The organism is Flavobacterium sp., from assembly GCF_003525665.1.
GTDB lineage: Bacteria > Bacteroidota > Bacteroidia > Flavobacteriales > Flavobacteriaceae > Flavobacterium.
The window spans coordinates 9,088-13,449 of the sequence record NZ_DQDX01000001.1; the positions used below are offsets into that span (position 1 = coordinate 9,088).

Below are 4,362 nucleotides of genomic sequence, written 5' to 3' on the forward strand. Positions count from 1 at the left end.
TTTAACTACAAATGATTTAATTAGAACTAATAAAAAAGTATCGAATAAATCATTGCTACCACAGCAAAAAAACTTAAAAATTCAAGGTTTTAAAAAGCCAATTTCAGGTAAAAAACCTTTTGTAAAAAATAACAATAACAATAATCCAAAACCTTAATTTGTATACTATATACTGTAAAATTGTAAATCGATTCTACAGTATACAACATACAATTTTACTATATACAGAAAAAAAATGGGAGTTTTTAAAATTGAAGGAGGCATTAGACTAAAAGGTGATGTTACACCACAAGGAGCTAAAAATGAGGCATTGCAAGTTTTGTGTCCTGCTTTGTTAACATCAGAAAAAGTTAGAATTACTAATATTCCTGATATTATTGATGTCAATAAATTAATTACGCTTCTAGGAAATTTAGGAGTTAAAATTGAAAAAAATGGTCCTGGAGATTACACTTTTCAAGCCGATGAAGTAAATGTTGATTACTTAAAAACAGAAGCATTCAAGAAAGAAGGCGGAAGTTTAAGAGGTTCAATTATGATTGTTGGTCCGCTTTTGGCACGTTTTGGTTGTGGATATATTCCAAAACCTGGTGGCGATAAAATAGGTAGAAGAAGATTAGATACGCACTTTGAAGGATTTATCAATCTTGGTGCAAAATTCCGTTATGAAAGAGAAGACCATTTTTATGGCGTTGAAGTTGACGGAAAACTAAAAGGTGCTTACATGTTGCTTGACGAAGCGTCGGTAACTGGAACTGCCAATATTGTTATGGCTGCCGTTTTAGCCGAAGGAACAACTACAATTTACAACGCTGCTTGCGAGCCTTACTTGCAACAATTGTGTAAAATGTTGAATTCTATGGGTGCTAAAATTACCGGAGTAGGTTCTAATTTATTGACCATTGAAGGTGTTGATTCTCTTGGTGGATGCGAACACAGAATTCTTCCAGATATGATTGAGATTGGTTCTTGGATTGGTCTTGCGGCGATGACAAGAAGTGAAATCACTATTAAAAATGTGTCTTGGGATAACTTAGGTGTGATTCCAAGTGTGTTTAGAAAATTAGGAATTACTCTTGAAAGACGTGGTGACGATATTTATATTCCAACACATGAAACGTACGAAGTAAAAACCGATATTGATGGTTCTATTCTAACTATTGCCGATGCGCCATGGCCAGGATTTACGCCAGATTTATTGAGTATTGTTTTGGTAGTTGCAACGCAAGCGAATGGTGATGTATTGATTCACCAAAAAATGTTTGAAAGCCGTTTATTCTTCGTGGATAAATTGATTGATATGGGTGCCAAAATTATGTTGTGTGATCCGCACAGAGCTGTAGTTATGGGACATAATTTCGAATCGCAATTGAAAGCAACTGTTATGAGTTCGCCAGATATTAGAGCTGGAATTTCATTATTAATTGCAGCACTTTCTGCAAAAGGAACTTCGACAATTCAAAACATTGAGCAAATTGATAGAGGTTACGAACGAATTGACGAACGATTGAGAGCTCTTGGAGCAAACATAATAAGAGAATAAATTAATATAAATTCCAATATTTGAAATTCCAAATTCCAAACTTTAAACAGTAGTATTGGAATTTGGAATTTCTTTTGGAATTTGGAATTTCTTTTTTTGGAATTTCTTTTGGAATTTGGAATTTTTTTTTTGGAATTTTTCGTATCTATGGAAACTTACATAATTATTATCCTTTGCATTGCCTCATTTTTCGCCGGTTTTGTTGATGCGATTGTTGGCGGTGGCGGATTGATTCAAACTCCGGTTGCATTGATTTTGTTACCGAATGCTGCAGTTTCGTCAATTATTGGTACGTTGAAAATTCCAGCGTTTAGCGGAACATCTTTTGCGGCTCGACAGTATTTGAAAAAGGTTGATATGAACTGGAAGTTACTTTCTATAATGGCTGTAATCTCTTTTTGTTCTGCTTTTATGGGTTCGCAACTTTTAACGACGGTGAGTAATGATTTCATGAAACCTTTACTATTAATTATACTCGTTTTAATTGCGATTTACACGTTTGCTAAAAAAGATTTCGGGCAAAGTAAAGAAAAAAATCACACACCAAAAAGACAACTTTTGTACGCCATAATTATAAGTGTTTTGATCGGTTTTTACGACGGATTTATCGGTCCAGGAACAGGAAGTTTTCTTGTTTTAGGATTTGTAGCCATTCTAGGTTTCGATTTTCTTCATGCTTCCGCAAATGCTAAAATGGTGAATCTTGCAACAAATTTTGGTTCGATTTGCCTATTCGTTTTAAAAGGAAAAATCATTTGGGCAATTGCAATTCCGATGGCGGTTTGTAATGCGCTTGGTGGATTTATCGGAGCAAAATTGGCCATTAAAAAAGGAAACGGATTTATTAGAATCTTCTTTTTGATTATTGTTATTGGTACATTAATTCGTTTTGGATATGATGTGTTTAAATAAATTCCAATAGTAAAAATTCCAAATTCCAATACTTCATCGATAAGTTTGGAATTTGGAATTTATTTTTTGAGATTTTACGCTGTTATTTGAATTCCGAATAAACTTCCTTGCCATCAACAGAAATTTGTGTGATGTGTTTGCAAGTTGTTCCAAAAGGTGCTAATGGTGTCCAACTTTTAGCATAATTTAAAGTCACTTTTTTGCCAATAAAATCGGTTTTAGATTTATCCAATTCAAATCGATTTTCTAATCCGCGATTGATATAATAAGTAGTTTTGTCATTTTCTAATTCGAAAACTAAATCTTTAGCACCACCTTCGGATAGTGATTTTATAGTTCCTGAAACTTCAACACTATTTTCTTTAGAAGTATTTATCGGAATTAACGCTAATGCAAAAAATGCAAAAATGATCATTAGTAAAATATAAATAATTTTCTTCATTGGTTTGGTTTTGAAATATAACGCAATAATTATCAGATTATTATTTAAAAAAAAAATCCAAATCCCACACCTAATTAGTAGTGGAATTTGGATTTTATTATTGGTAATTTTAAAACTTCTAATTTGCGCCGCCAAGTATTTTTATTCCGAAAACGATAGCATCTCCTTGAAATCCATTTTGGTAAGAGCGAACATAATCCAATCTAAAAATTCTAAGTTTTCCAAAACCTAAGTTATCTAAACCAATTGTATATTCTTGATAGGGAGTTCGCTCTGGAATTGAAAGATTATGAAATCCTACAACCAATTGCGATTTTAAATACTTCAGTAATGGTAATTTATTCATGATAAAACCTTTGTCGTTATGTTCGGCATGAAATTCAATAAAACTGTCGTTTGTACTTGCAGAATAATAAGGTAAGTTATTAAATACATTCGTATAAGTTCCGCCATTATTGATGTGCGTTTGGTTTCCGTTGAAATGTTTGTAATCTATGAATGAAATATTTTCGGCATTAAAAAACTTTCCAGCTTTTAAATTCATATCCAAATATCCTTTGTTTCCAATAGACAAACCATAAGTTGCACGAGCAGAAATTAAGTCGTATTCATACTTTTTATCTGTTGCTGCCAATCCTTTTTCGTAACCAATGTTTAGCGTTGGGTATTTTTCATTACCAATGTTGTATTTTCCGTCTGGACGTGTCCAATATTGCTGTCCGAATTTAATTCTTGCATTCACATTTGCTTTAACTAAATTGTGTTTTACAATTGCTGGAGTTACATTATCATTTGGTAGCAACGGATTATTTGATGTATACTCTTTGTCATTTTTAATTAAAACATAATCGGTATTGTTCTCAAGTGGTTTTCTTTCAGAATATTCTAAGTTAAAATTCAGGTTCAATCCGTTAATGATTTCTCTACCAAAATTGGCAGCAATAAAATTCTTTTCATACACTTTCATAAAGTTATTTTTAAAGAAAAGGGTACTAATTGTATTTCCTAAATTGGTAATTGGATTGCTTCCGTTGAATTGAGAAACGCTACTTCCACCAGTTACATATAATTGACTGTTGTTGGTATTGTTGAATTTTCTATAAAAATCTCCAGTTACACGAAGTTTTTCTTCGGCAAATCCGTAGTCAAATCGGGAACCAATTCTTGTAAAAGTTCTTTTATCTTCGTCTCTTTTTACAAACGATAATCCTACTTGCGTTTTCCAACCTTGAACTGTGTTGAATGAAGTTGAAAGTAATGGACCATCATAATTTATAGACCATTTTTTGAACGAATTTCTATAACTATAACCCATCAAAATATCAGAAAAACCAAATTTGTTTCGCTTTCCATCGATAGAATCTAAATAGACTTGCGATTTTTTCTTGGTTTGCAAAGCATCTTTTTTAGCATAATCGGTAGATTCTTCGTTTGTTAACGGAACAGGACGAATGGTTTCCCAAAA

General features: G+C 32.5%; 4 protein-coding genes. 2 read left to right on the forward strand and 2 right to left on the reverse strand.

Features of this window, described 5'->3' with window-relative positions; genetic code table 11:
* The first annotated feature begins 235 nt into the window (after window positions 1-235).
* Window positions 236-1,543: a UDP-N-acetylglucosamine 1-carboxyvinyltransferase gene (gene murA / locus DIU01_RS00070; RefSeq protein ID WP_290831228.1), complete on the forward strand. Its 1,308-nt coding sequence runs from the start codon at window positions 236-238 to the stop codon at window positions 1,541-1,543.
* Between the two features lie 147 nt (window positions 1,544-1,690).
* Window positions 1,691-2,455: a TSUP family transporter gene (locus DIU01_RS00075; RefSeq protein ID WP_290831229.1), complete on the forward strand. Its 765-nt coding sequence runs from the start codon at window positions 1,691-1,693 to the stop codon at window positions 2,453-2,455.
* Window positions 2,456-2,537: 82 nt separating this feature from the next.
* Here DIU01_RS00075 and DIU01_RS00080 read toward each other — a convergent pair whose 3' ends face one another.
* Both DIU01_RS00080 and DIU01_RS00085 read right to left on the reverse strand, forming a co-directional pair.
* A complete protein-coding gene (locus tag DIU01_RS00080) occupies window positions 2,538-2,897 on the reverse strand; it encodes a hypothetical protein (protein WP_290831230.1) in 360 nt (119 codons plus the stop codon).
* Between the two features lie 118 nt (window positions 2,898-3,015).
* Window positions 3,016-4,362, reverse strand: a 1,347-nt coding sequence (locus DIU01_RS00085; protein WP_290831231.1) for a DUF5686 family protein, incomplete at its 5' end; no start/stop codon positions are given.

Bases quoted from the DNA above. Each gene is read 5' to 3' on its own strand.
- DIU01_RS00080 (WP_290831230.1), bottom strand. From the start codon at position 2,897: ATGAAGAAAATTATTTATATTTTACTAATGATCATTTTTGCATTTTTT.
- DIU01_RS00075 (WP_290831229.1), top strand. From the start codon at position 1,691: ATGGAAACTTACATAATTATTATCCTTTGCATTGCCTCATTTTTCGCC.
- murA (WP_290831228.1), top strand. From the start codon at position 236: ATGGGAGTTTTTAAAATTGAAGGAGGCATTAGACTAAAAGGTGATGTT.